General features: G+C 73.4%; 21 protein-coding genes and 2 pseudogenes. 15 read left to right on the top strand and 8 right to left on the bottom strand.

What is annotated here, in order from left to right; translation table 11 throughout:
* The 6 genes and pseudogenes from ACFV3E_RS35255 to ACFV3E_RS35230 all read left to right on the top strand — a co-directional run.
* Positions 1-90, top strand: a pseudogene (locus tag ACFV3E_RS35255) (ABC transporter ATP-binding protein); the annotation flags it as partial.
* A 128-nt stretch (positions 91-218) separates the two neighbouring features.
* Positions 219-659 carry a hypothetical protein gene (locus tag ACFV3E_RS35250; protein WP_500538820.1) on the top strand — a complete coding sequence of 147 codons (441 nt, stop codon included), beginning with the start codon at positions 219-221 and terminating at the stop codon, positions 657-659.
* A gap of 56 nt (positions 660-715) precedes the next feature.
* The gene (locus tag ACFV3E_RS35245; protein WP_500538818.1) at positions 716-1054 is read left to right on the top strand and encodes an ArsR/SmtB family transcription factor; all 339 of its coding nucleotides are present in this window, start codon (positions 716-718) and stop codon (positions 1052-1054) included.
* Positions 1055-1158: 104 nt separating this feature from the next.
* The gene (locus ACFV3E_RS35240) at positions 1159-1698 is read left to right on the top strand and encodes a hypothetical protein (RefSeq protein ID WP_500538816.1); all 540 of its coding nucleotides are present in this window, start codon (positions 1159-1161) and stop codon (positions 1696-1698) included.
* A 175-nt stretch (positions 1699-1873) separates the two neighbouring features.
* Entirely contained in the window at positions 1874-2077 is a 204-nt protein-coding gene (locus tag ACFV3E_RS35235) for a hypothetical protein (RefSeq protein ID WP_500538814.1), read from the top strand.
* A gap of 40 nt (positions 2078-2117) precedes the next feature.
* On the top strand, positions 2118-3053 hold the full coding sequence (locus ACFV3E_RS35230; RefSeq protein WP_500538812.1) for an alpha/beta fold hydrolase: 936 nt from the start codon (positions 2118-2120) through the stop codon (positions 3051-3053).
* A gap of 85 nt (positions 3054-3138) precedes the next feature.
* Here the strand turns inward: ACFV3E_RS35230 and ACFV3E_RS35225 are convergent, their stop codons facing one another.
* A complete protein-coding gene (locus ACFV3E_RS35225; protein WP_500538810.1) occupies positions 3139-3765 on the bottom strand; it encodes a TetR/AcrR family transcriptional regulator in 627 nt (208 codons plus the stop codon).
* A complete protein-coding gene (locus ACFV3E_RS35220) occupies positions 3762-4142 on the bottom strand; it encodes a cupin domain-containing protein (protein WP_500372852.1) in 381 nt (126 codons plus the stop codon). The genes ACFV3E_RS35225 and ACFV3E_RS35220 overlap by 4 nt, the downstream gene beginning before the upstream one ends.
* 381 nt (positions 4143-4523) lie before the next feature.
* Between ACFV3E_RS35220 and ACFV3E_RS35215 the strand changes: the two genes are divergently transcribed.
* Positions 4524-5267, top strand: coding sequence for an SDR family oxidoreductase (locus ACFV3E_RS35215; RefSeq protein WP_500538808.1), 744 nt, complete (start codon positions 4524-4526; stop codon positions 5265-5267).
* A gap of 126 nt (positions 5268-5393) precedes the next feature.
* Positions 5394-8108 carry a pyruvate dehydrogenase (acetyl-transferring), homodimeric type gene (gene aceE, locus ACFV3E_RS35210; RefSeq protein ID WP_500538806.1) on the top strand — a complete coding sequence of 905 codons (2715 nt, stop codon included), beginning with the start codon at positions 5394-5396 and terminating at the stop codon, positions 8106-8108.
* 103 nt (positions 8109-8211) lie between these two features.
* Here the strand turns inward: aceE and ACFV3E_RS35205 are convergent, their stop codons facing one another.
* Together ACFV3E_RS35205 and ACFV3E_RS35200 are read right to left on the bottom strand one after the other, a co-directional pair.
* Complete coding sequence (locus tag ACFV3E_RS35205; RefSeq protein ID WP_500538804.1) at positions 8212-10665, bottom strand: ABC transporter permease; 2454 nt, start codon at positions 10663-10665, stop codon at positions 8212-8214.
* On the bottom strand, positions 10659-11396 hold the full coding sequence (locus ACFV3E_RS35200; RefSeq protein ID WP_500538802.1) for an ABC transporter ATP-binding protein: 738 nt from the start codon (positions 11394-11396) through the stop codon (positions 10659-10661). Before ACFV3E_RS35200 ends, ACFV3E_RS35205 begins: the two co-directional genes overlap by 7 nt.
* Positions 11397-11608: 212 nt before the next feature.
* Here ACFV3E_RS35200 and ACFV3E_RS35195 point away from each other — a divergent pair, with 212 nt between their 5' ends.
* Both ACFV3E_RS35195 and ACFV3E_RS35190 read left to right on the top strand, forming a co-directional pair.
* Positions 11609-12898 (top strand): sensor histidine kinase, encoded by a 1290-nt coding sequence (locus tag ACFV3E_RS35195; protein WP_500538800.1) that lies wholly within the window; start codon positions 11609-11611, stop codon positions 12896-12898.
* Positions 12898-13530, top strand: coding sequence for a response regulator (locus tag ACFV3E_RS35190; RefSeq protein ID WP_500538826.1), 633 nt, complete (start codon positions 12898-12900; stop codon positions 13528-13530). The genes ACFV3E_RS35195 and ACFV3E_RS35190 overlap by 1 nt, the downstream gene beginning before the upstream one ends.
* A gap of 34 nt (positions 13531-13564) precedes the next feature.
* Here ACFV3E_RS35190 and ACFV3E_RS35185 read toward each other — a convergent pair whose 3' ends face one another.
* From ACFV3E_RS35185 to fdxA, 4 genes and pseudogenes are all read right to left on the bottom strand, one after another.
* Positions 13565-14296, bottom strand: a complete 732-nt coding sequence (locus ACFV3E_RS35185; RefSeq protein WP_500538798.1) for a DNA alkylation repair protein — start codon at positions 14294-14296, stop codon at positions 13565-13567.
* A gap of 27 nt (positions 14297-14323) precedes the next feature.
* Positions 14324-16777 (bottom strand): SpoIIE family protein phosphatase, encoded by a 2454-nt coding sequence (locus tag ACFV3E_RS35180; RefSeq protein WP_500538796.1) that lies wholly within the window; start codon positions 16775-16777, stop codon positions 14324-14326.
* A 134-nt stretch (positions 16778-16911) separates the two neighbouring features.
* Positions 16912-17394 (bottom strand): GNAT family N-acetyltransferase, encoded by a 483-nt coding sequence (locus ACFV3E_RS35175; RefSeq protein WP_500538794.1) that lies wholly within the window; start codon positions 17392-17394, stop codon positions 16912-16914.
* Positions 17395-17557: 163 nt separating this feature from the next.
* Positions 17558-17869, bottom strand: a pseudogene (gene fdxA / locus ACFV3E_RS35170) (ferredoxin); the annotation flags it as partial.
* 211 nt (positions 17870-18080) lie between these two features.
* Between fdxA and ACFV3E_RS35165 the strand changes: the two are divergent.
* The 5 genes from ACFV3E_RS35165 to ACFV3E_RS35145 all read left to right on the top strand — a co-directional run bounded on the left by ACFV3E_RS35165 (position 18081) and on the right by ACFV3E_RS35145 (position 23011).
* Entirely contained in the window at positions 18081-19325 is a 1245-nt protein-coding gene (locus tag ACFV3E_RS35165; protein WP_500538792.1) for an NAD(P)/FAD-dependent oxidoreductase, read from the top strand.
* Positions 19326-19513: 188 nt separating this feature from the next.
* A complete protein-coding gene (locus ACFV3E_RS35160) occupies positions 19514-21214 on the top strand; it encodes an L-aspartate oxidase (protein WP_500538790.1) in 1701 nt (566 codons plus the stop codon).
* A gap of 165 nt (positions 21215-21379) precedes the next feature.
* Complete coding sequence (locus ACFV3E_RS35155) at positions 21380-22129, top strand: SDR family oxidoreductase (protein ID WP_500538788.1); 750 nt, start codon at positions 21380-21382, stop codon at positions 22127-22129.
* A 79-nt stretch (positions 22130-22208) separates the two neighbouring features.
* Positions 22209-22805, top strand: coding sequence for a YceI family protein (locus tag ACFV3E_RS35150; protein ID WP_500538786.1), 597 nt, complete (start codon positions 22209-22211; stop codon positions 22803-22805).
* Complete coding sequence (locus ACFV3E_RS35145; protein WP_500538784.1) at positions 22805-23011, top strand: hypothetical protein; 207 nt, start codon at positions 22805-22807, stop codon at positions 23009-23011. Before ACFV3E_RS35150 ends, ACFV3E_RS35145 begins: the two co-directional genes overlap by 1 nt.
* Positions 23012-23016 lie beyond the last annotated feature (5 nt).

Here is a 23016-nt window from a genome sequence, read left to right as displayed (position 1 = left end):
GCCCTCGTCGCCACCCACGACCCCCAACTCCTCGCCCTCGCCGACCGCGTCCTGGAACTCCGCGACGGCCACATCCTCACCACCGACTGACCCACGGCTTCCCCGAAGAGTGGGGACATCACGCCCCTCGGCGCGTAAATTGGGATACGAACGGTGCCCATCGGTCGGCACCATGTGCATCCGTGTGAACGCGGAATGCACGGAGGTGAGGGGATCACATGGCTTCGGTGACCCGGACGGCGCGGAACGTCGAGCACACCGCGGAGAGCCTCCATGAGGATCTGGTCCGTCTCGAGGCCCAGAGGCAGGCCCTGGAGAGGGAGCTCGCCGCGGTCGTGGCGCACCTCGGTTCGGTGCAGCGGGCCCTAAGCGCCCTCCAGGCGGTGATCCGCACCCCTGAGGCCGACGTCCCCGCCCCTTCGGACGTGACGGCCCCCGCCGGCACCGGCACGACATACGGCAGGCTCACCGAGCAGATCATGGACTTCTTCGAGCAGGCCGGTGACACCGAGGTGCGTGCCCGCGACGTCGCCGCGGCCCTCGGGCGTGACGGCGACAGCGGCAGCATCAACGCCGTCCGGAGCACACTGGACCGTCTCGTGGGGGCGTCGCGCGTGGACCGCGCGGGCCGTGGCCTGTACCGGGCACGCCGGGGGTAGGCCGCACCCCCTGTCGGGGTTCGACATTCTTCGAACATTCGGGTTATCGTGACCCCATGGCGGACCGGCATTCCCACGAGGCGAGCGAGATGAACCTGCCGCGCGTCCTCGCCGCGCTCAGCGATCCGACACGGATCGGGATCGTGCGTGTGCTGGCCGACGGCAGGGAACGCGGGTGGGGCCAGTTGCGGGCGCCCGTCGCCAAGTCCACCTTGAGCCACCATCTGAAGATCCTGCGCGAGGCCGGCATCACACGGACCCGCCAGGAGGGGACGCGCTGCTACGTCACGCTGCGTCGTGCCGAGCTGGACGAGCGCTTCCCCGATCTGACCCGGGCGCTGCTCTCCGCGGCCGACGCCGAGGACGTCGGCGAGGTCACCTTGGTGGATCCCTAGTCCGGGGCACCGCCGTTGAAGCTCCACGTGGTCACCGCGTGTGTTCGCCGTACTAATCTGTGTGCGCGGACGTTGGCCCCCAGGGGCCGGGAATGAGAGGACACATGGTCTCCACAGCGCACACGACCGAGGATCTCCAGGTCACGGCCGGAGCCCTGCAGGGAGAACTGCAGCGCCTCGAGCTGCAGAAGCAGGCACTCGAACGGGAGTTGGCGGCGGTCGTCGCCCACCTGGGATCGGTGCGAAGGGCTCTCGGCGCCCTCGGCCACCTGGCGGTCACGGCTCCCGCCGTCGCGGCCGCGAGCACCCAGATCGAGGAACGGCAGCCTCCCGTCGTGGAGGTCGAGGAAATCAGGGCCGAGGAGGCGAGGCCCGGGGAGGCCCAGGTCGGGGAGGCCGAGGACGGCACGGCGGAACGGAACGGCGCTTCCGCGGCGGGCGGCTACGGCAGGCTCACCGAGCAGATCCTCGACTACCTGGCCACAACGGGCGGGTCGGACGTGCGGGCGCGCGAGGTGGCGGCGGCTCTCGGCCGGGACGAGGACGCGGGCAGCATCAACGCGGTGCGCAGCACGCTCGACCGGCTGGTGGGTGGCTCCCGGGTCCAGCGCGCCGGGCGCGGCCTGTACCGGGCCGCCGGCTGACGAACCGGGGCCACGAGGCCCTGGCGCGTCGTTGTCACAATCCCGACGGCTGATCTGTCGAGAGTGTGCTTGACCGGCGCTCCGCGCCGGGTGAGCGGCCGGAGGAGGGGGTTTCCCCTGCCCCCCTCCTCCGGCCGTTCGCGTCTCGACGGCTGATCCGCCTGGAAGGACAACGATGCTCCCGAACACCGATGGCGCCCCCGACGTACGGGCGATCGTCATGTCACTGGCCGCCGAGGCCGCCGCCCTGGAGGCGCACGTCCATCGGCTGCAGGAGGAGATCACCGCGGTGGACGCCCGGCTGGAAGCCGTGAACGAGTCCCTGCGCGGCCTGCCCGGCCTGCCGGGCCTCGCACGCCCGGACACGGACGTAAACTGACACTGTGACACAACATGTGAACAGTGTGAATGCTTCCTCCGTGCCCGCTGCCCTCCCTCGCCCCGCCGACAGCACGGGTGGCCCACTCGCCCCGGGTACGCACACGATCACCATCGACCACAAGGGCGCCGCCGTCGCGCAGCGCTATCACGTGGCCGGCGCCGCGGGCCCGGTGTGCGTCGCCCTCTCGGGCGGGCCCGGCATCGGCTGGGAGTACCTGCGGATGCCGCTCCTGGAGCGTGCGTTCACGATGGTGTACGTCGAGCCCGTCGGCACCGGCGAGTCCGGGCGCCTGCCCGACCCGCGCGACTACACCTTGGCGACGTACACGCACTTCGTGAACGGTGTGATCGAGCACCTCGCGCAGCCCTCGGTGACCCTGCTCGGCCATTCGTACGGCGGTTTCGTCGCCCAGCAGTACGCGCTGGAGCACCCGGAGCACCTCGCCTCCCTCGTCCTGTACGACACGTCCCCGGTGACCGGCGAGGAGTTCTGGGCCGACGCCGAGGCCAACATGGAGCGGTTCGCCCGCCGTCATGTCGCGGACCACCCCGAGGTGGCCACCTACGTGGAGGCCCTGACGGCGCCGCTCGGCCAGCTCGACGACGACCGCGCCACCGACTGCCTGCGGACGATCCTGCCCGCGTACGTCGTCGACTACTGGGGACGCGAGGACGAGTTCGGGCCCGCGCGCGGGTCCCTGCGCATGTACGCCGAACCCTCCCTCGGCGAGGGTCCCGCCTTCGACGTCCGTGAGCGGCTGTCCGGCATCACGGCGCCCACCCTCGTGCTGGTCGGCGCGGACGACTTCATCTGCGGGCCGCGGTGGGCGCGGATGATCCACGAGCGGATCCCCGGCGCGCAGTCGGCCGTCCTCGATGACACGGGCCACCTGGCGCACTTCGAGCGCCCCGGGCGGTTCGCGGACGTCGTGACCGGCTTCGTGCTGAAGCACGTCGTTCCCCAGGGGGCCTAGCGCTGACCGCCCCGCGCCAAGCACAACGCGCCGCCCCCGGCCGGTGATCCGGCCGGGGGCGGGGAGGGCGCGGAATGCGCCCGGCTCAACGCCGGGGCAGGTGGTACGGCTCGTGCGGCGTCCTGGAGGCGGGCACGACCAGGCCGTCCACGTACTGCCGGACCAGGCGCGGGCACCTGTCCTCGGTGGCCCGCCAGGTGGCGCCCGGCAGGGGGCGGCCGAGCTGGGCCACGACGGCGAGGACGTCCTCGGCGGTGATGTCCTCACGTACGCGTCCCGAACGCTGTGCGCGGGACAGCAGCCGCCGCGTCGCGCCGGCCACACGGGCCCGCGGCCCCTCGGCGGCCCCTTCGGGCAGGCAGTACAGGGCGGCCGGCCGCGCGGACGCCAGGGCTTCCAGGAAACCGTGGAGCGCGGCCAGGGGATCGCTCGTGGCCAGCCGTGCCTCGGCGGCCGCGGCCACGGCCGCGATCTGCTCGGCCACGTCGGTCAGCAGTTCCTCACGGCTGCCGTAGTGGCGGTAGAGCGTCGCGTTGCTGACCCCGGCCAGGCGGGCTATCCGGTCCAGCGACACGCCCGCGCCCTGTTCGGCGAGCAGGTCGGCGGCGGCCGTGCGGATCCTGCGGCGGTTGCGCACCGCGTCGGCCCGCAGCCCGCCGTAGCGCGCTCCGCACTCCTGCTGCGCTCCGCCGCCCGGTGCGGAAGCGGTCACGCGCCGGTCCGCGGCGGGCGCGGGGCGCGCAGGTGGGCGCGCTGGGCGAGTTCCCCGTCGTCGACCAGGGTGAGCATCGGCTGGCCGGGGGCGCACAGCATGGTCACGACGAACCGGGTCCGAGCGTCCGGCAGCGCGTTGCCGTCCTGGTAGTGGATGACGTCCCCGCCCGGCTCCCAGAAGGTCCCACCGGCCTCGACGATCCGTTCCGGCTCGCCTTCGAGCTCGAACCGGACCGCTCCTTCGAGCACGTACCCGAAGGCCGGCCCGGAGTGGCGGTGGGGCGGGGTCCCGGGGTCGCCGGGGGGCCACTCGACGGCGATCGTCATCCCCGAGGCGCCCTCGGGGATGAAGGGCGGCTTGGCGTCCTGCAGCATCGTCACCGCCGTCTTCCAGGCCTCCGACCGCGGCTGCTCGTTGCTGCTGCCCTGTGTCTCCGACACTGCGCTGCACCTCCATGGTTGTGCCCGAATTGTGGAGAAATGATGGTATGCCGCCGTCGCACGCGGCCGATGTACCGACATCGGCCGCCGGTGGCCACCGTCGTCCTGTCCGGGCGGACGTAGCTGCTCCTCCATACGACCGGACAGCACCCGCCGGTGTGACGTCCCCCTCGTTCCCTCCCCCCACCGCTCGCAGCAGCGTCCGCGGTGGTGTCACAACCGCGGCGCGGGCGCGGTCACAGCAGGTGGAGTGGCCGGCTGCGCCGTCACGAGGACATCGGAGGGCCGACGGCCCCGCGGACGAAAGGGACCCGGATGAGAGTCGCTGTCGCAGGGGCCGGCGGTCTGCTCGGTTCCAGGACGGTCGCAAGGCTGCGGGACCACGGAGTGGAGGTCGTCCCCCTGCCCGACCGCGACCGGCCCGGAGCCGTCACGGACGGGGACCTCGCCGGGGCACTGCGCGGCGCCGACATCGTGGTCGACGTCACCGACACGCCCTCGCCCGCCGAACCGGTCAGCCTGCAGTACTTCCGCACCGCCACCGCGCGCCTGCTGACCGCGGCCGAGGCGGCGGGGGTCGAGCACCACGTGGTCCTGTCCTTCATGGGGGCCGAGCGGCTGCTGTCGGGCTACTTCCGCGCGAAGCTGCTGCTGGAGGAGCAGGTGCGGCGTTCCCCGGTCCCCCACTCGATCGTCCGTGCCGCCCTGTCCTTCGAGTGCGTCGAGGCGATGGCCGCGGAGGGCGCGGACCAGGACGCCGGGCTGCGCGTGGCCCCCGCCCTGGTGCGGCCCGTGTCGGCGGACGACATCGCGGCGGCGGTCGCGCGCGTGGCGGTGGGGGTGCCGCTGTTCGGCACCCTGGAGGTCGCCGGGCCGCAGGAGTTCGCGCTCGACGAGCTCACGGCCGAGCTGCTGACCGCCACGGGCGACGCCCGGAACGTCGTCACCGACGAGCACGCGTGGTTCTTCGGCGCCGAGCTGCAGCGACGGTCGCTGCTCCCCGGAGCGGACGCCCACGTGGGCCATACGACGTTCCGCGAGTGGCTCGCGCAACGGTGACGCCCGCGGCACCCGCGGCACCGCCCGCGCCCGCCCCGCACCGCCCCCTCTCCGGCGGCCGCCGCCCGCGAGTCCCCCTCCGCGGCCGCCGCCCTCCCCTCCCCATGTCCCGACAGGAAGGCCGCCATGAGTGATCCGGCGCAGTCCGCGCAGTCCCCCTCGACCAGCCCGCTCGACCGGTTGCCCGACCGCGACGCCGAGGAGACCGCGGAATGGCGGGCGTCGTTCGACGCCGTCATCCGGCACGCCGGGCCCGACCGCGCCGCCTACCTGCTGCGGCGCGTCCACGAGTACGCGGCGGCGTCCGGGGTGCCGGTCCCCGGGCTGCTGTCCACGGAACCCGTCAACACGATCCCCGTGGCGGCCCAGCCGGCCTTCCCCGGCGACCTCGCCATGGAGTCCCGGATCACCGCGCTGAACCGGTGGAACGCGGCGGCCATGGTCACCCGCGCCTCCCGCCTGGGCCTGGGGGGCCACATCGCGACGTACGCGTCGGCGGCCTGGCTCTACGAGGTGGGCTTCCAGCACTTCTTCAAGGGCAAGGACTGGGGTTCCTCCCGGGCCGAAGGCTCCGGGGGAGCTTCGGGCGACCAGCTGTACGTGCAGGGGCACGCGTCACCCGGCATCTACGCCCGCGCGTTCCTGGAGGGCCGGCTGCGCGAGGAGCAGCTGGACGGCTACCGCCGCGAGGCCGACGGCCACGGCCTGCCGTCCTACCCGCACCCCCGGCGCCTGCCGTGGCTGTGGGAGTTCCCCACCGTCTCCATGGGTCTCGGCCCTCTCGCGGCCGTCTACCAGGCCAGGTTCAACCGCTACCTCCATGCCCGCGGCATCAAGGACACGTCGGCGTCGCGGGTGTGGGCCTTCCTCGGGGACGGCGAGGTGGACGAGCCCGAGTCGCTGGCCGCGCTGGCGCTCGCCGCGCGCGAGGGTCTCGACAACCTGACCTTCGTCGTCAACTGCAACCTGCAGCGCCTGGACGGGCCGGTGCGGTCCAACTCCAGCATCGTGCGGGAACTCGAGGGCCGGTTCCGTGGCGCGGGCTGGAACGTGGTGAAGTCCCTGTGGGGCGAGGCCTGGGACCCGCTGCTGGCGCAGGACACGGAGGGGGCCCTGGTGCGGCGGCTCGGCGAGGTGCCCGACGCCCAGATGCAGACGTACGCCGCGCGGGACGCGGGCTACGCACGCGAGCACTTCTTCACCGGCGACGCGCTGGCCCGCATCGCGGCGGGCCTGACCGACGGGCGGATAGCCGAGCTGTTCACCGAGTCCCGGGGCGGTCACGAGCCCCTGAAGGTGTACGCCGCCTACCGCGCCGCCGTGGAGCACCGGGGCGCGCCGACCGTCGTCCTCGCCCAGACCGTCAAGGGGCACACCCTGGGCTCGGACTTCGAGTCGCGCAACGCCAACCATCAGATGAAGAAGCTGACGATGGCGCAGTTCCGCCGGATGCGCGACACGCTGGAGCTGCCCATCCCGGACAGCGCGCTGAGCGGGGACCTGGTGCCGTACTGGCATCCCGGCGAGGACTCCGAGGAGGTGCGCTACCTGCGGGAGCGGCGGGCGGCCCTGGGCGGCCCCGCGCCGGTGCGCAAGGTGGTCGCCAAGCCGCTGAAGCAGCCGCCGGCCGCGCCCTTCGAGGCCCTGCGCAAGGGCTTCGGCAAGCAGGAGGTGGCCACCACCATGGCGCTCGTGCGGCTGGTCAAGGACCTCATGCGCGACCCCGACACGGGGCGGCGCTGGGTGCCGATCGTCCCCGACGAGGCGCGGACGTTCGGCATGGAGTCCCTCTTCCCGACGGCCGGGATCTACTCCCCCGACGGCCAGACCTACGAGCCCGTCGACGCCGACCAGTTGCTGCACTACCGCGAGGCCGAGAGCGGGCAGCTGATCGACGAGGGGATCACCGAGGCCGGGTCGCTGGCGGAGTTCACGGCCGCCGCGACCGCCTACGCCACGCACGGCGAGCCCATGATCCCGTTCTACATCTTCTACGCGATGTTCGGGTTCCAGCGGACGGGCGACCAGTTCTGGGCCCTGGCCGACCAGTTGGGGCGGGGCTTCGTGGTCGGCGCGACCGCGGGGCGTACGACGATGACGGGCGAGGGCCTGCAGCACGCCGACGGGCACTCGCACCTGCTGGCCTCCACCAACCCCGCCGCCGTGAGCTACGACCCCGCGTTCGCCTTCGAGATCGCCGTGATCGTCAGGGAGGGGCTGCGACGGATGTACGGCGACCGGCCCGAGGACGTCTTCTACTACCTGACGGTCTACAACGAGTCGAAGCGGCAGCCTGCGATGCCCGACGGGCCGTCGGTCGAGCAGGGGATCCTGCGGGGCATCTACCGCTTCCGGCAGGCGCAGTCCCCCGGCGCCGGGCCGCGGATCCAGCTGCTGTCCTCCGGCACGGCGATCCACTGGGCGCTGGAGGCCCAGGAGCTCCTCGCGTCCGAGTGGGGGGTGCAGGCGGACGTCTGGTCGGTGACCTCCTGGACGGAACTGCGCCGCGACGCGCTCGACGCCGACCGGCAGCGGATCGGTGGTGAGGAGCGCGTCCCGTACGTGACCTCGGCACTGTCGGGGGCACCCGGGCCCGTCCTGGCGGTCAGCGACTGGATGCGGCAGGTGCCCGACCAGATCAGCCAGTGGATCGAGCAGGACTACTCCTCCCTCGGCACGGACGGCTTCGGTCTGTCGGACACCCGGGAGGCGGCGCGCCGCTACTTCCGGGTGGACGCCGGGTCGATCGTGGTGGCCGCCCTGGACCAGTTGGCGCGCGCCGGAGCGGTCACCCCGCAGACGGTGGAGCAGGCCCGCGGCCGATACGGCTGGCAGGCCTGACGCGCCCACCGGGGACACGGACGTCTCCGGGTCCCCGCGGGCCCTCGGTGTGCACGTCGCCGAGGGCCCGCCGCCCCGCGCCGGGCGGCGGCCCGGCGCGGGTTCACTCCCGCATCCCGGCGAGTGCCGCCGCCGGGCCCCGCACGGCCAGGGCGGCCGGGACGGTCGCGGCGGCGACCGCGAGCACCGCGCACGCGCCGACGGCCGCACCGACGGCCGTCCACGGCAGTGCGATCGGGCTGTCCACCGACAGCAGGGCCAGCGCGCAGCGCATCCCGGCGAGGTTGAGTGCGGCGACGGCCAGGCCGAGCAGCGCGCCGACCGCGACGACCACCAGGGACTCGGCGCCCACCAGCCGCAGCACCTGCCGCCGCGTGGCCCCGGCCAGCCGCAGCACGGCCAGCTCGCGGACCCGGTCGGAGGTGGCCATCACCATGGTGTTGACCAGGGAGATGGCGGTGTAGAGCAGGGCGATGCCGAGGACGAGCAGGAAGCCGAGCCGGGTCGTGCGGTCGTTCTCCGGCCGGCCGGCCGCGAGCCACGCGTCCCGGGTGAGCACCCGGCCGCCGGACGGCCGCACCGCCTCGCGCAGCGCGGCGGCCACCGCGCCGGGGTCGGCGCCGTGGGCCAGGGCGACGTCCACCCGGTCGACGGGAGCGCCGGGGGCGTTGGCGGGGGTGACGTAGACGCCGTTCCCGCCCGTGCCGGTGGCCATCACCGCCGCGATGCGCAGCGTCCTGCCGGTGCCGTTCCCGAGCCACACCCGGACGCTCTGCCCGACGGAGTGCCGTTCCCATTCCTCGTTGACGACGATCGACCCGTCGTCCAGGTCGCTCACCTTCCCCGCGACGAGCGGCAGCCGGCTGGTGGCGGCGAGGGCCCGGGGGTCGGCGGCATGCGCATCGGACCTGATCAGCGCCGGGCCGTCCTCAAGGACGTACACCGCGCTCGACGCGGTCGGTGACACCTGCGTCCCGGGGACCTCGCGCAGACGCTCCAGGGTCCGGGTGCCGAAGCCCGCGCCGTCCGGTGCGACGAGGACGAAGGCGGCGGTGGTCCGCTCGCGCGCCTCGGCGGCCTCGGCACGGCCGAGCGTGGCGGTGGCGCCGAGCAGCGAGCCCGTGAGGGCGACCATCACCAGCACGGGCGAGGCGACCGCGGCGGTACGGCGCACGCCGGCGGCGGCGTTCTCGCCCACCAGCATGCCGGCCGCGCCGGGCAGCCGCCCCGCGGCCCGGGCGAGCAGCCGGGTCAGCGGGCGCAGCACGACGGGTGCGAGCAGCGCGGTCGCGGTGATCAGCAGCATCGGCCGGCTCACGTACGTCTTGCGGTGCAGCAGGTCGCCGGGGTCGCCGTACAGCGTGACGCAGAGGGTCACCACGGCGGTCAGCAGCAGCCCGCCGCCCGACAGCCACCGGCCCCACGTCATCGCCCCGGTGTCCACGGAGGCCTCGCGCAGCGCCTGCGCCGGGCCGGTGCGGCCGGCCCGCCACGAGGCCGCGGCCGCCCCGCCGAGGGCGACGAGCAGGCCCGTCCAGAACGCGGCGTGGTACGGCCAGGTGTGGTCGCCGATGGCGAACCAGCCCGGTGCCAGTCCGCCGTCGACCACCGACGCGGCCAGCCACGGCGCGGCGTACCCGCCGAGCGCGCAGCCCGCCGCCGAGGCGAGCACGCCGACCAGCAGGGACTCGGTCAGCACCATGCGGCGGAGCCGGCCCGGGGTGGCGCCCGCGGTGCGCAGCAGCCCGAACTCGCGGCGGCGCTGGGCGACCGCGAAGGCGAACGTGGACGCCACGACGAACACCGACACGAAGGCGGTGACGCCGCCGGCGGTGCCGAACAGGGCGTTCAGCGCGGTCACCGCCTCGGTGTCCCGGCCGGGGTCGGCGTCGGCGTGACGGCGGTCGTTCCCGGTGAGGACCCGGGCGCCGCTGCCGCGGACGGCGTCCCGTACCGCGGCGGCGTCCGCGTCGACCGCCAACTGCGCGCTGAAGGGGCACAATCGGGCGGCGCGCGCGTCGGTGTAGAACACGGCGTGCTCGAACCCGCGGCCGGGCACGGTGCCCACGACGCGGACGGTGCCCCGGTCGGTGCGCACGCGTGCGCCCGGCGTGGCCCAGCCGCCGGTCACGACGACCTCGTCGGCGGCGCGGGGCGCGCGTCCCGCACCGAGCCGGTACGGGGCGAACGCGGCGGTGGACCAGGGGTGTCCCACCAGGTCGCCGGGCCCGCCCTCGGCCCGTACGGGGAAGGACCGGTCCTCGACGACCGTGCCGAGCCGCCGCAGCCCGGCCACGGTCGCGGCGGGTACGGAACGCGGCTGCGCGAGCGGCTGCGTCCGCCCGCCCCTCGGCGTGGGCACGCGCAGGGTGTCCTGACCGCGGACCACGACCGGCGCCGCGGCGAAGCGTTCCGGCCCCCGTTCGGGCGCGTCCTGGGAGGAGGCGAGGACCAGTCCCATCACGGCCAGCAGCGCGACCCCCAGCGACAGCGCGACGAAGCTGCCGGCGAAGGTGACCCAGCGGGTGCGCAGGGTGTGCAGGGCGAGGCTCAGCACGGCACGGCCTCCAGCCCGGTCATGCGCCCGGCGATGGCGTCGGCGCCCGCCGCGGCCAGTTCGCCGTTGACGCGGCCGTCGACGAGGAACACGACGCGGTCGGCGTAGGAGGCGGCCACCGGGTCGTGGGTGACCATCACGACGGTCTGGCCCTCGTGGTCGGCCATGCCGCGCAGCAGGGTCAGCACCTCGCGGCTGGTCCGCGAGTCCAGGGCGCCGGTCGGTTCGTCGCCGAACAGCACCTCGGGGCGCGTGATCAACGCGCGTGCCAGGGCCACGCGTTGCTGCTGTCCGCCGGACAGCTCCGACGGCCGGTGCCCGGCGCGGTCGCCGAGCCCCACCTGCCGCAGCACGTCACGCACCCGCGCCCGGGAGGGCCGGCGGCCGGCCAGGCGCAGGGGCAGCGCTGCGTTCTGCTCGGCGGTCAGCGCCGGCAGCAGGTTGAACGACTGGAAGACGAACCCGATGCGTTCACGGCGCAGCAGCGTCAACTGCCGCTCGCCGAGCCCGGTGAGATCGGTGTCGCCGAGGAGGACCGACCCCGACGTGGGCCGGTCCAGGCCCGCGGCGCACTGCAGGAGCGTCGACTTGCCCGAGCCGGATGGCCCCATGACGGCGGTGAAGGACCCCCTGGGGAAGGCGAGGGAGACCTCGTCGAGGGCCGTCACGGCGCTGTCCCCGCAGCCGTGCCGCCTGCTGACGGAGCGCAATCGGATGGCGTCGTCGTTCATCTGTCCCCACTCGTTCGGTGCCGGTTCTCCGCCCCGCCCGGCGGGGCGGAGTGCTCCGGGACGCGGCGCCTCCCGGACGGCTCCACGAAATCCCGTGCGGCGGGTCCGGCGCAGTGCGGCAGGGGCGAGAGTCGGGGTAGGGCCAGGCATACCCCCGGTCCTCCCGCCGGCCCGATGGTCCAGGCCCGCGCCCGGGTCCTACGGTGATCCGCATGCAACCCAGGAATGTGTGGCAGGCGATGTCCGGACCGGGATTCCTGCTGTCCGTGTGGCCGTGGCGCTCGCTGGCGTACCTGCTGACCGGGGTCGCCGCGGGCGCCGTCACCCTCGTGGGGATCGTGACCGCGGCGGCCGCCGGGGCCGCCCTCGCGGTCGTGCTGGTGGGCCTGCCGCTGCTCGTGCTCACCGCGCTCGCGGGCCTTCCCGTCGCCGTGCTGGAGCGGTGCCGGCTGCGCCTGGTCGACCGTGATCCCGCGCCGGGGTCCCATGTGCCGCCCGCCCAGGGAGGGTTGTGGGCCTGGCTGACCACCCGGCTGCGGGAGCGGGCGACCTGGCGGGAGCTCGGCTACGCCCTGCTGTTCGCTGGTCTGCTGTGGCCGGTGGACGCCCTCCTCGTCACCCTCGCGCTGGCCGTGCCGGTCTCCCTGGTCGCGACTCCGGTGCTGATGGCCACCGTCGGGCAGGGGCACGAGGCGAAGGTGCTCAAGCAGTGGACGGTCGCCACGTGGCCCACGGCGTGGGGCACGGCCGTCCTGGGGCTGCTGCTGCTCGCGCTCGGCGCCTACGTCCTGGGCGCCGCCGCGGGCGCCAGGGCCGGCCTCGCCCGGCTCCTCGTCGCCCCGCGCGACCGGGACCTGGGCGCCCGGATCGTCGAACTGACCCGCTCCCGCGTGCGCCTGGTGGACGCCTTCGAGGCGGAGCGGCGCAGGATCGAACGGGACCTCCACGACGGGGCGCAGCAACGCCTCGTCGCCCTGTCCATGGCCCTGGGGCTGGCCCGGCTGGACGCGCCGCCCGGCCCGCTGGCCGACCGGCTCGCCACGGCCCACGACGAGGCGGGCAGGGCCCTGGAGGAACTGCGTGAGCTCATCCACGGCATCCACCCCCGGGTCCTGGCCGACTTCGGCCTGGCGGCGGCCGTCGCCGACGCCGCCGACCGCTCCGCCGTCCCCGTCGACGTGGCCGTGGAACTGCCCGGACGGCTTCCCCGGGCGGTCGAGGCCGCCGCGTACTTCGTGGTCCGCGAGGCCCTCGCCAACGTCGCCCGGCACAGCGCCGCCGAGCGCGCCGAGGTGAGCGGCGGGCACCGCGACGGGCGGCTGTTCCTCCAGGTGCGCGACGACGGCCGGGGCGGCGCCGAGCCCGCTGCGGGCAGCGGGCTGACCGGGCTCGCCGACCGGGTGTCCGTACTGGATGGCAGACTCTCCCTGTCCAGCCCCCAGGGCGGACCGACCCTGCTGCGTGTGGAGATTCCTTGCGAGTGGACCGAGCGCTCCGCGTAGTGCTGGCCGAGGACAGCGTCCTGCTGCGGGACGGGCTGACCGGTCTGCTCGACCGCTGCGGGCACGAGGTGGTGGCCGCCGTGGGAGACGCCGGCGCGCTGGTCGCGGCCGTCGACGAGCACTCCCCCGACGTGGTGGTGACCGACGTCCGCATGCCGCCCGGATTCCAGGACGAGGGCCTGCGGGCCGCGGTGCTGCTGCGGCAGAAGCGGCCCACCCTGCCCGTCCTCGTCCTCAGCCAGTACGTGCAGCGCGCCTACGCCGCCGAGTTGCTGGACTCCGGCGACGGAACGGGCCTGGGATACCTGCTGAAGGACCGGGTCGGCCAAGTCGAGGAGTTCGTCGGGGCGCTGTGCGAGGTCGCGGCGGGCGGCACGGTCGTCGACCCCGAGGTCGTACGGCAGTTGCTGCGCCGCCGCCGCGATCCGCTGGAGCGGCTCACCCCGCGTGAGCGGGAAGTGCTGGCGCTGGTCGCGGAGGGCAGGTCGAACGGCGCGATCGCGCGCCACCTGGTCGTCTCCGAGGCGGCGGTGGGCAAGCACATCGGCAGCATCCTCGCCAAGCTCGACCTCCCCCCGGCCGACGAGACCCACCGCCGCGTCCTGGCCGTCCTGGCCTACCTGCGGGCCTGATCCGTGGGAACCCCCGCGATGGTCGCTCCGCGGGTCAGCCCACCGCCGCATCGTGCTGCCGGCGCACCATCTCGGCGATCCAGACGGGCGCGAACGGGGACGTGCACCCCGGGGAGGTCGGGTAGTCCTTGAGCACCTCCAGGCGCTCGCCGATGCCGACGGCGCGGGCGCGGTGCTCGGGGTGCTCGATCCCGATCTGGGCCAGGCAGTGGTTCATCGCCCACTGCAGGCGGTCGGGGGCGTCCTTCATGTCCGCCTCGATGGCGTCGAGCAGCCCCGGGAGGTCGAGGCCGTCGGGCTTCTTCGCCACGCGTTCGGTGGTCAGCGCCCATCCGGCGCTCGCCACCACGGGATCCGGGTCGGCCAGCCAGGCCACGCGCAGCTCTTCGGCGTGCGGGTTCTTCTTCACCACGTAGTTCACGAGCCAGTCGTGCACCTTGGGTGCGCGCGCCTCGCGCAGCATGACGTCCAGCTCGCCCCGACCGAACGCCTTGGGGCGGCAGATCAGGATCGCCAGCAGCCGCGCCGCGGTGTCCTCCGCCTCCCAGAGCCCGCACGCGAGTTCCTGCTGCGTCTTCAGGCGCTTCGCGAGGGCGCGCAGCTTGCCGAGGTTCACGCCGTGGTCGTCGCCGTGCCGCTCGTTCACCGCGCGGGCCTTCGGGTCCTCGAGCGCGGCCAGCTCGGCCATCACCTCGGCCGGCGTCGTCTGCGCCACATCGGTCTCCTGTCCCTCGCGAGCGGGGTTGGGCCTACGACGATGCCACATGCGGCCGGTGGTCGCGGCGGCCGGTCCCTACGCGGCTGAGGCGGCCACGTCCAGTTCGGCCCAGACGACCTTGCCGTTCTCCGCCGAGCGGGATCCCCAGCGACGGGACATCTGGGCGACCAGGAAGAGGCCGCGGCCGTTCTCGTCCAGGGAGTCCGCGCTGCGCAGGCGCGGGGCGCAGACGTCGGTGTCGGACACCTCGCAGGTCAGGGCCTGGTGCCGGATCAGGCGCAGGCCGATCGGGCCGGCGCCGTGGCGCACGGCGTTGGTGACCAGCTCGCTCACGAGGAGCTCCGTGGACTGCTCGAGCCCGTCCAGGCCCCAGGCGGTCAGCTGGCCGGCCGCCAGCCTCCGGGCGCGGCGGACGGCGCTCTCGTCGGCGGGCAGCGTCCAGGAGGCGATGTGGGCCGAGTTGAGCGAGCGGGTCCTGACCAGGAGCAGGGTGACGTCGTCGCACGGAACCTGCGCGGGGAGGGACTCCGTCGCGCGGGTGCAGAGCTCCTCCAGGGACCGGCCCGGATCCCCGAGGGCGGCGCCCAGGCGGTCCATCCCTTCCTCGATGTCGCCGCCGCGGCTCTCGATCAGGCCGTCGGTGTAGAGGGCGATCAGGCTTCCCTCGGGCAGTTCCAGCTCCACGGCCTCGAAGGGGTCCCCGAGGCCGATGCCCAGGGGCGCTCCGGTGGGGAGGTCGGGGAAGGTGACCCGGCCCTCGTGGTCGACGATCGCGGGCGGGGGGTGCCCGGCCCGGGCCATGGTGCACACGCGGGTGGCCGGGTCGTAGACGGCGTACAGGCAGGTGGCGCCCACGACGGCGGGTGTCTGGTCCGCGGGGTCGGTGTCCTCCTCGACCAGTCTCTGGACCGTGTCGTCGAGGCGGGTCAGCAGTTCGGCGGGGGGCAGTTCCATGTCGGCCAGCGTGCGGACGGCGGCGCGGAGCGTGCCCATGGTCGCTGCGGCGTGCAGACCGTGACCGACCACGTCGCCGACGACGAGGGCGACCCGGGCGCCGGACAGCGGGATGACGTCGAACCAGTCGCCGCCGACCCCGTGGTCCATGTCGGCGGGCAGGTAGCGCGATGCCGCGTCGACGGCCATGCCGCCCCTCAGCCGGCGCGGGAGCAGGTTGCGCTGGAGGGTGAGGGCCGCGGTGTGCTCGCGGGCGTACTGCCGCGCGTTGTCCAGTGCCAGTGCGGCACGTCCGACGAGTTCCTCGGCCAGCATCAGGTCGACGTCCTGGAACGGCTCGGGGTCCGCGGTGCGGATGAACAACACCACGCCCAGCAGTGCGCGCCGGGCGCGGATCGGGACGACCATCAGCGAGTGGACCCCGTTCTCGCGGATCCTCGCGGCCAGGGCCGGGTCCTGGTCGATCCAGATCCCCGGGGCGATGTCCAGGATCGGCTCCAGGTGGGACCTGCCCGTGCTCAGGACCTGGGCGAACGGTGAGCCGGGCGGCACGGTGACCGGTTCGCCGCGCACCCACACGGATTCCGGGACTCCCTGGTGGATCGAGGCCAGTCCCGCACGTCGCAGAGCGGGGAGGCGTCCGCCCGTCGGGTCGATGCGCAGCGGAGGTCCCTCGCTGAACGGCACGGACTGCTCCAGGTCCACGGCGACGTAGTCCGCGAGCATCGGTACGGCGAGGTCGGCCAGCTCCTGGCTCGTCTGCATCACGTCCAGGGTGCTGCCCAGACGCGTACTGGCCTCGCCGACGGCGGCGAGACGTTCGCGCGCGAGCCGGCTCTCGACGACGTCGGCGCTGATGACGCAGACCCCCAGCGATTCGCCGTCGGCGCCCTGGAGGCAGTGGAACGACGCCGCGAACGGATGCTCCCGGCCCTTGCTCACCGGCAGCCAGGTCCGGTACTCGTGCACCTTGGTGGTGCCGCTCTTCAGGACCTGCCGCATCACGGCCTCGAGTGCGCCTGCCTTGGCGCCGGCCAGCACGTCGACGAACCGTCGTCCGAGTCGGTCGTCGCCGGGGATGCCGTCGTGGTCCTCCATGACGTCGTTGACGAAGACGCACCGCAGCTGCGGGTCGCGGATGACGACTCCGATGGGCGCGCGTGCGAGGAGCGGCCCCCACACCGATCCGTTCAGCGCGTCCCCGGACAGCACGCCGGTGTCGGTCAGGGTCGCGAGCCAGCGTGTCGTGCCGTTCCGGCCCTGCAGCATCGTGAGCCGCAGGGTGACGTCGATCGTGCGCCCGTCCTGGTGGGACACCGCCGTCGTGCCCGGCCAGCCGTTGTGTGCACGGCACCGCTTGACGAAGTCCGACATCGACGGGGTCTCCCCGAAGGACGGCAGCACGAGCGCGGCGGGCAGTCCGACCACGTCTCCGGCGGAGTGTCCGACCAGGCGCTCGGCGGCCGGCGTCCACGCGACGACCGTTCCCCGCTCGTCGAAGATCGCGAACGCCGAGTCGGATATCCCGGGCGTGTTCACATGCTTACCGAGTGTCACCGCGTCCGTGCAGGTCATCGAAGTCTCGTCCTCAGGCAGGCGGGGGGGGCGAAATGCCCGATATGCGCTTCCGGGGATGTGACCGGACGGCACCCGGATCTGTGACAGCCCCGCATCCGGCACTCCCCTGGTGCCGCCCGCGCCGCGCGGGGTCACCGCGCGGCGGCGTCGGTGGACGCCTCCGCGGCCGCTATGTCGCCGGTCTCCGCCCAGACGGTCGTCACGCCCTGCTCGTACAGGGTGTGGAGGGGGACGGAGGTGTGCGACAGGATCGCGGGGATCTTCTCGTCGCCGGGCAGGACGAGGCCGTAGACCTCCTTCCACCCGGCGCCGACGGCACGGTGCCCGAGGTCGCGCAGCAGGCGGCTGCCGAGCCCGCTGTTCTGCCACGCGTCCTCGACGAGCAGCGCCGCCTCCGCGTTCCCGCGGTCCGGCATCAGGTGGCCCACGGCCACGATGTCGCCGGCCGGCTGCTGCACGGCCAGGTGCACGGCCCCGGGCCTGGACAGCAGGGTGCGCAGGTAGGAACGGGGATCGCCCATCGCGCGGTGGTACCGGCTCCACAGGGTGCGGGCCGAGCACCTGAGGTGCATGGCCACGGCGCGTTCGAGGCCCTGGGGGCCGACTTCGACCACGCGGGGGCCGTGCCGCGCGGGCCTTGCGTTCCGCAGCCGGCCGCGGGCGAAGGGAATCACCGGCGCTCGCCGCCCGGGGCCGTCACGACGGGAACCACAGGTCGGCCTCCTCCGCCTCCTCCTTGCCGATGGCGAAGAGGGCGATGTCCTTCTTGCGGGACCGCTGCGGCGGCAACCGGGCCACGAAGGCGTGGTCCCCGTCGCCGACCAGCGGCCTGCCGTGCCCGACAGAGCCCGAAGTGGGCTCGAAGTACTCGGCGTTGACCTCCCTGTAGCGCGCCCACTCTTCCGGGAGGTCGTCCTCGCGGAAGATCGCCTCGACCGGGCACACGGGCTCGCACGCACGGCAGTCCACGCACTCGACGGGGTTGATGTAGAGCGTCCGGCCGCCCTCGTAGATGCAGTCCACCGGACACTCGGCGACGCAGGCCCGGTCCTTGACGTCGACGCAGGGCTGCGCGATGACGTAGGCCACCTTCTGCTCCTCGGTCGCTGCGGGGACGGTCACCGGCGGGCCGGCTGCCCCGGGCATCCTTCGATCAGCTGTATGACCGGAACACCCCTGACGTCGTGACAGGGCGCCCGCCCGGAGGCCGGGCGACACGACCGGCTGTGTCACACGACGGAGTGCCGAGCGGTCTGGTGGTTGACTCTCCGTACACGGTTCGCAGCATGCGACATCCGAGATGAGGTGCATTGTGTCCCCTGAGAACACTTTCGTGATCGTCGGAGGCGGTCTGGCCGCGGGCAAGGCGGCGGAGGCTCTGCGGGAGAACGGCTACGACGGCCGGCTCGTCCTCATCGGCGACGAACGGGACAAGCCCTACGTCCGCCCGCCGCTCTCGAAGGGCTATCTGCTCGGCAAGGAGACGCGCGACTCGATCTTCGTGCATCCCGACGAGTGGTACGACAAGCACGACGTCGACCTGATGCTCGGCACGACGGTGACCGGCCTCGACGCCGGCGCCAAGGAGGTGGAGCTCGACGGCGGGCGCCGCATGCCGTGGACGAAGCTGCTCCTGGCCACCGGTTCGACCCCGCGCCGCCTGCCCGTCCCCGGCGCGGACCTGGACAACGTGCTGTACCTGCGCCGTGTGGGCGACAGCGAGCGGCTCAAGGAGGCGTTCACCGCGGGCGCGCGGATCGTCGTCATCGGCGCCGGGTGGATCGGCCTGGAGACCGCCGCCGCCGCCAAGCAGGCCGGGGCGGAGGTGACGGTGCTGGAGCACGAGGAGCTGCCGCTGCTCAGGGTCCTCGGGCGCGAGGCCGCCGAGGTCTTCGCGGGCCTGCACACCGACCACGGCGTGGTGCTGCGCCACGGCGTGACGGTGGAGCGCATCACCGGCACCGGCGGCCGCGCCGACGGGGTGCAGCTCGCCGACGGCACCCACCTCCCCGCGGACGCCGTGGTCGTGGGTGTCGGCATCACCCCCAACGTCCAGCTCGCCGAGGCGGCCGGGCTGGAGGTGCGCGACGGCGTCGTCACCGACGCGCACCTGCGGACCTCGTCACCGGACGTCTTCGCCGCGGGCGACGTCGCCAACGCCTACCACCCGTTCCTCGACCGCCACATCCGCGTCGAGCACTGGGCCAACGCGCTCAACCAGCCGGCCACCGCCGCACAGGCCATGCTCGGCGAGGACGCCGTCTACGACCGGCTGCCGTACTTCTACACCGACCAGTACGACCTGGGCATGGAGTACACCGGCTACGTGGAGCCCGGCGGCTACGACCGCGTCGTCTTCCGCGGGGACCGGGCGGCACGGGAGTTCATCGCCTTCTGGATGTCGGGGAACCGCATCCTGGCCGGCATGAACGTCAACGTGTGGGACGTCGTCGAGCCGGTCCGCGACCTGATCACCTCGCGCGCCGCGATCGACGACGCGCGCCTCGCCGACCCGGACGTGCCCCTGGACCGCGTCGTCGCCTGACGACCCGGCCCCGTGGGCGTGGGACGGCCGGGTGCCCCGGTCGTCCCACGCCCTTTCGGACACCCTGCCAGGCGTTGCCCGGCAGGCGGGAACCGGTGTCACAGATGGCTTGACCGCCCGGTCGTACTGAGTGACAACCAAGTCGATCGGAGCAGACCGTGGCCCTCACTGAACGACACATTTCGACCATGGTGCTGGTGATCGGCACCGGAGGAGCAGGACTGCGAGCGGCGATCGAACTGGCGGAGGCCGGTGTCGACGTCCTCGCGGTCGGCAAGCGGCCCAAGGACGACGCCCACACGGCCCTGGCGGCCGGAGGCATCAACGCCGCGCTCGCCACGATGGACCCCGAGGACAGCTGGCAGCAGCACGCCGCGGACACGCTGAAGGAGAGCTACCTGCTGGCCGACCCCCGCACCGTGGAGATCGTCACCCAGGGTGCGGCCCTGGGCATCGACGACCTGGAGCGGTACGGCATGGCCTTCGCCAGGGAGGAGGACGGCCGGATCTCGCAGCGCTTCTTCGGCGCGCACAAGTACCGCCGCACCGCCTTCGCCGGCGACTACACCGGCCTGGAGATCCAGCGCACGCTCGTGCGGCGGGCCGAGCAGCTCGACATCCCGGTGCTCGACGGCGTCTACATCACCCGCATCCTCGAACACGACGGCGCCGTGTTCGGTGCGTACGGCTTCGACCTCACCGACGGCACGCACTACCTCATCCACGCCGACGCCGTCATCCTCGCGGCCGGCGGCCACACCCGGATCTGGCGGCGCACCTCCTCCCGGCGCGACGAGAACACCGGTGACTCGTTCCGTCTGGCCGTGGAGGCCGGCGCGCGGCTGCGCGACGCCGAGCTCGTCCAGTTCCACCCCTCCGGCATCATCGAGCCGGAGAACGCGGCCGGCACGCTCGTCAGCGAGGCCGCCCGCGGTGAGGGCGGCATCCTGCGCAACGCGCTCGGGGAGCGGTTCATGAGCCGCTACGACCCCGAGCGGATGGAGCTGTCCACCCGCGACCGCGTCGCCCTCGCCTCGTACACGGAGATCAAGGAGGGCCGCGGCACCCCCAAGGGAGCCGTGTGGCTGGACGTCTCCCACCTGCCGCGCCAGACCATCATGAACCGGCTCCCCCGGGTCTACCAAACGCTGCTGGACCTGCAGATGCTGGACATCACCCGCGACCCGATCGAGATCGCGCCCACCGCGCACTACTCGATGGGCGGCGTCTGGGTGCGGCCGGAGGACCACAGCACCGACGTCCGCGGCCTGTACGCCATCGGCGAGGCGTCCAGCGGCCTGCACGGCGCGAACCGCCTGGGCGGCAACAGCCTCATCGAGCTGCTGGTCTTCGGTCGCATCACGGGTCAGGCGGCCGCCGCCTACTCGCTGGGACTGACCTCGCAGCCGCGCTCGGCGGCGGCGGTGGCGCAGGCCCGCGCCGAGGTCGACGACCTGGTGGCGGCGGACGGGCCGGAGAACGTCCGCGCCCTGCAGCGCGCCATCCGCAACACCATGACCGAGCACGCGGGCGTGGTGCGCGACGAGGAGGGCCTGCGGGCCGGTCTGGCGGAACTCGACCTCATCGAGAAGCGGATGGAGTCCGTCGGTGTCCATCCCGACATCGCCGGCTTCCAGGACCTCGCGCACGCCTTCGACCTCAAGTCGGCGGCCCTGGCGGCGCGTGCCACGCTGGAATCGGCGCTGGAGCGGCGTGAGACCCGCGGCTGCCACAACCGCAGCGACTACCCGGCGCAGGATCCCGCGCTGCGGGTCAACCTCGTCTGGTCCCCGAAGACCGGCGTCACCCGGGAGAGCATCCCGGCCATCCCCGAGGAGATCACCGCCCTGATGCAGGAGGTCTCCACCGAAGGCAAGCTCGTCGAGTGAGGACCGGACGCGTCCTGTGAGCGATCAGGGGCCCGGCGTGCCGGGCCCCTGTCACAAACGGCTCCGCTGCCCGGTCTTTCCCAGCGAAGAGACACCGGCCGGTGCCGGTGGGCGCCGCACCGCGCCTTGCGCGTCACGCACGAGAACATCCGAGAGGACCCCATCATGAAGGTCGTAGTCATCGGCGGAACCGGGCTGATCGGCTCGAAGGTCGTCAGCAAGCTCAACGCGCACGGGCACGAGGCCGTCGCGGCCTCCCCCAACACCGGCGTCAACACCCTGACCGGCGAGGGTCTCGCCGAGGTCCTGCAGGGCGCGCAGGTCGTGGTCGACGTCTCCAACTCTCCCTCGTGGGAGGACGACGCCGTGATGAACTTCTTCCGCACCTGCACCGGCAACCTCATGGAGGCGAACGCCGAGGCCGGTGTCGCCCACCACGTCGCGCTCTCCATCGTCGGCACCGACCGGCTCCCGGAGAACGGCTACTTCCGCGCCAAGCTGGCCCAGGAGGAGCTGATCAAGGCGTCGGGCATCCCGTACTCCATCGTCCACGCCACGCAGTTCTTCGAGTTCGTGAACGGCATCGCGGACGCGGGGACCGAGGGCGACACGGTGCACATCGCGCCCGTGAAGTTCCAGCCCATCTACTCCGACGACGTGGCCACGGCCGTCGCCCGCACCGCGGCCGGCACGCCCCTGAACGGCGTGGTGGAGATCGCCGGCCCGGACGTGTTCCGGTTCGACGAGCTGGTCCGTGACGTGCTCACCGCCCAGAACGACCCCCGCAAGGTCGTCGCTGACCCGCACGCCCGGTACTACGGGTCCGAGCTGCAGGACGACTCCCTCGTCCCCGGCGCCGGCGCACAGCTCGCCGCGACCCGCTTCGCCGACTGGTTCGCCCAGCAGCAGCGGTAGTCCCCCGCGGGTGGCCCCTGCCGCGGTGGGGGCCACCGCAACCGTCCCCGACCCACCCGTACGAAGAGGTCGACCCGCCATGCCCAGGAATTGCGCGGAAACCACCGTCCCCGGTTGCCGTCCGCACGAGGAACTGACCGGTGCGTACGTCATCGACCCGGTCCACAGCGCGGTCGGCTTCTCCGTCCGGCACGCCATGGTCACCAACGTGCGGGGCAGATTCACCGCGTTCGAGGGGTTCCTCCGGCTCGACACGCTCCATCCGGCGCGTTCGGAGGCCCACGTGAGCGTGCAGACCGGCAGCCTGGACACCGGCGTCCGGGCGCGGGACTCCCACATCACCGGCCCCGACTTCCTGGACTCGGCGACGTTCCCCCTCATGGTCTTCCGCTCCACCGCGGTCGTCCCGCTGGACGAGGACCGCTTCCGCATGACGGGGAACCTCAGGATCAAGGACGTCGAGCTGCCGCTGCACATCGACCTCGACTACGGCGGCACCGCCCGCGACACCGACGGGCAGCGGCGGGTCGGCTTCGAGGGCTCGGCCGTCCTCCGGCGTTCGGACTGGGGCCTCAACTGGAACGTCCCCCTGGAGACCGGGGGCGTGCTGCTCAGCGACAAGGCGCGGCTCGAACTCAGCGTCTCCGCGCTGCAACTCGGCCCGGAGGCCCTGTGATGACCCGATCCGCCGACCACCACCCCGACACTTCCGCCACCGCCGCGGCGCTCACCGCCCAGGCCGTGGCGCTGGAGCGGCGCGTCATCGAACTGCGCCGCGAACTCGCGGACGTCGCCGATCGCATGACCGCCGTCGCCGAGGCCCTGAGCGGCCTCCGCAGCTCCGGTCTCCTCCCCGGCCAGGCCACGGGCGACGACCGGTGAGGGAC

The organism is Streptomyces sp. NPDC059718 (assembly GCF_042733315.1).
Taxonomy (GTDB): Bacteria; Actinomycetota; Actinomycetes; order Streptomycetales; family Streptomycetaceae; genus Actinacidiphila.
The sequence above is the reverse complement of the archived record's forward strand: the minus strand, read 5'-3'. Positions and strand labels throughout refer to the sequence as shown.